Annotated in this window: 3 protein-coding genes; 2 read left to right on the forward strand and 1 reads right to left on the reverse strand. The window is 75.1% G+C overall.

Going from position 1 to position 2,927, the window contains the following annotated elements:
* Positions 1-123: 123 nt before the first annotated feature.
* Positions 124-675 (reverse strand): ATP-binding protein, encoded by a 552-nt coding sequence (locus tag FOE67_RS21495; RefSeq protein ID WP_182666487.1) that lies wholly within the window; start codon positions 673-675, stop codon positions 124-126.
* A gap of 266 nt (positions 676-941) precedes the next feature.
* Here FOE67_RS21495 and FOE67_RS21500 point away from each other — a divergent pair, with 266 nt between their 5' ends.
* Both FOE67_RS21500 and FOE67_RS21505 read left to right on the forward strand, forming a co-directional pair.
* Positions 942-1,838 carry a hypothetical protein gene (locus tag FOE67_RS21500; protein ID WP_182666488.1) on the forward strand — a complete coding sequence of 299 codons (897 nt, stop codon included), beginning with the start codon at positions 942-944 and terminating at the stop codon, positions 1,836-1,838.
* A 257-nt stretch (positions 1,839-2,095) separates the two neighbouring features.
* Positions 2,096-2,917 (forward strand): YcnI family copper-binding membrane protein, encoded by an 822-nt coding sequence (locus FOE67_RS21505; protein ID WP_182666489.1) that lies wholly within the window; start codon positions 2,096-2,098, stop codon positions 2,915-2,917.
* Positions 2,918-2,927: the final 10 nt, after the last annotated feature.

Here is a 2,927-nt window from a genome sequence, read left to right on the forward strand (position 1 = left end):
CGTCGTCATCGATCTCACGGACCCGCACGCGTTCAGCCACGTGAGCATTCTGATGGTCCGGTGCCGCCCGGCACAGCAACCGCGCGGCATATCACGACAGGGCGAACGTTGCCTGACGCGGCACTAGACGTGCAGGAGGGAGTCCTCACGCCACTTGAGCACCTTGTCGAAGGAGACCACCGCGCCACCGGTCAGCGTCCGGTTGTCGAAACGCACGTGATCCGAGAGTGCGGCGATGAGGGTCAGACCGCGCCCGTGCTCCCGGTGGTCGGAGTCCTCCCGAACCGCCGACTCCGGGAGTTCCTGCTCCGGGACCCGGAAGGGGTCGGCGTCGAGTGCGGCGTCCCCCACCGCGAGCGGGTCGGGCGTGCTCCCCGGCGCCGGAGCGGTATCGGGCTCCCCCGACGGTTCGGGGGTCGGCGGGAAGCCCGGGCCGGAGTCGCTGACCTCGATGTGGCAGACGTCGCCGTCGATGGAGGCCGTGACCCGGAACACGTCGGAGGCGCCCTCCGCGTGCCGCACGGCATTGGAACAGGCCTCGGTGAGCGCCAGGGAGAGGTCGTGGGAGACCTCCGCGTCAACGCCGGCGGTATCCATGGCACCGCACAACAGACGCCTGGCCAGCGGCACGCTGGCGGCGTCCCGTCGCAGTTGGAGAGACCACCAGATGCTCATGACGCATCCCTTCCCGAGCTTCTCCGCCCGCGCAGCGGAGGGGCTGCGGCTCGACATACCCGTACGTATTGCCTACCCACCCGGGACGTAAGCGCACCCCCGGGGCGACTCCGCCCGAACGGCCGATGGATTCGCCCCGAAAAGTCGACACGGAGATCCGAAAGGCCCGGGGCGGTGGGGGCCGGTGGGGTGAAATGCGACGGATGGGCCCGTTCGGCCGACCCGGGCGGTGGGGCCCCCGGGTCCGGTGCGATGATGGCACCGCCATGTCTGCCCTGTCCGCCGCCGCCGATCTGCGGCTCGCCCGGGCCGCGGTTCTCGCCGCGGTCTGCGTCGCGCTGGCCGCGGGCGGACACGCCCTCGCCGGTGGGGGCACCCCCGGTGTCGGCGTGGCACTCCTGGGCTGGGCGGTGGTACTCCTGCCGACCGCCCTCGCCGCGGGACGCGAACGCCGCTCCCCGCTCGGGATCGTCGCCCTGGTGACCGGTGCCCAGGTGGGGCTGCACGCGCTGTTCTCCCGCTTCCCTTCTTTCCCTGCTTCTTCCCCCGCTTCTTCCCCCGGGTCCCCCGGTTCCTCCGCTCCGGTGGGCCCGGCCGGGACGGGACGGGACGGCACCACCGGCGCGATGGAGCTGGCCGCCCGGCTGCTGTGCAACGACCACGCCGCGAACCTCACCCCCGGCGCCGCCGAGGAGATCGTGCGCGCCGCCGGCCTGGACCCCACCGGGGCCCCGGGCGGCGCCGGGCACGCGCTCGGCGACCACCTCGCGGCGGGTCCCGGCACGATCGATGCGATCGGTCCGCTCACCGGTGGGTCGGCCATGCTCCTCGCCCACCTGGTGGCCGCCGTCGCCACCGGCCTGCTGCTGGCGCGCGGCGAGGCCGCCCTGTGGTGTCTGATCCGGCTCTCCCGGACCGCCGCCCGGGACGCGGCGGACCGCTCCCTTCCGGCGCTCCCCGTGCTCGGCCTCCTCGGTTGGGGCCGCGCGGTGGCCCGCGCCCTCTCCGGGGCGACCGCGCCCCCCGTCCCGCCCGCGCGGTCCCGGACCGCGCACGGCCCGGCGGTTCCCCTCCGGGGCCCGGAGCGGGTCGGCGGCGTCGGCCGGCGCGGACCGCCCCGGGCCGGGGACGCCGGGCGACCGCCCCTCGTCCTCGCCGCCTGAGCGCACGGCGACACCCCCGATCCACGGGGTCCCGCCCCGACGATTCGTCCGGGCGGGCGACCCCGCGGGGGAAATCTCCCGGTACCCCGGAACTTTCGTCGCCCTCCCACCGACCCGTGGTGTACGCGGGGCGGTGCGACCGCGCGGTCGGTGGACGGACCGGGACGGCCCCGTCGTCCGTCGCCCGGGCGGTGACCCGCACCGGTCTCCCGCCGAACCGACGTTCCGACGTTCCGATCACCTGGAGAGCTCTTCCCATGTCCCCCGTGACCCCCGTGGTTCCCCGCCGCTCCGCCCGCCGTCCGCTGCCGCTGCGGGGCGCCGCCGTCGGTACCCTCCTCGCCGCCGGGATCGTCCTGACCGGCGCCGGCACCGCCGCCGCCCACGTCACCGTGGACCCCGCCGAGGTGCCCGGCGGCGGCTACCGCACCGTGAACGTGAAGGTGCCCAACGAGCGCGACGACGCCTCCACCGTGGAGGTGGAGCTGTACCTGGACACCGACCACCCGATCGCCTCGGTCATGCCGCAGCCGGTGCCCGGCTGGGACATCGAGATCGAGACCACGGAGCTGGACGAGCCGCTGGAGATGCACGGCCGGCAGATCACCGAGGTGCCCAGCCGGATCGTGTGGTCCGGGGGCGAGATCAACCCCGGCATGTTCCAGCAGTTCCCGATCTCCATGGGCCGGCTGCCCTCCGACGCGGACCGCCTGGTGCTCAACGCCATCCAGACCTACGACAGCGGCGAGGTCGTGCGGTGGATCGACGAGCCGACCGACGACGCCGAGCACCCGGCCGCCACCCTCACCCTGACCGCCGCCGCGGACGATCACGGCCACAGCCACGACGACGCCGACGCCGCCGACTCCGAGGGCGAGGGCGAGGGCGAGGGCACCGGGACCGAGCAGACCGCCGCCGACTCCGACGCCGACGACCACGGGGACGGGCACGCCTCCGCCGCCGGGGCCTCGGCCTCCGACACCACCGCCCGGGTGCTCGGCGTGGTGGGCATCGCGGTCGGCGCCGCCGGCGTCGCCTTCGGTGTGATCGCCGGTCGCCGCCGGCCCGCCGGTTCCTGACCCACCGACC

It is taken from the genome of Streptomyces calidiresistens (genome assembly GCF_014141525.1).
Taxonomy (GTDB): Bacteria; Actinomycetota; Actinomycetes; order Streptomycetales; family Streptomycetaceae; genus Streptomyces; species Streptomyces calidiresistens.

Bases quoted from the DNA above. Each gene is read 5' to 3' on its own strand.
- FOE67_RS21495 (WP_182666487.1), bottom strand. From the start codon at position 675: ATGAGCATCTGGTGGTCTCTCCAACTGCGACGGGACGCCGCCAGCGTG.
- FOE67_RS21500 (WP_182666488.1), top strand. From the start codon at position 942: ATGTCTGCCCTGTCCGCCGCCGCCGATCTGCGGCTCGCCCGGGCCGCG.
- FOE67_RS21505 (WP_182666489.1), top strand. From the start codon at position 2,096: ATGTCCCCCGTGACCCCCGTGGTTCCCCGCCGCTCCGCCCGCCGTCCG.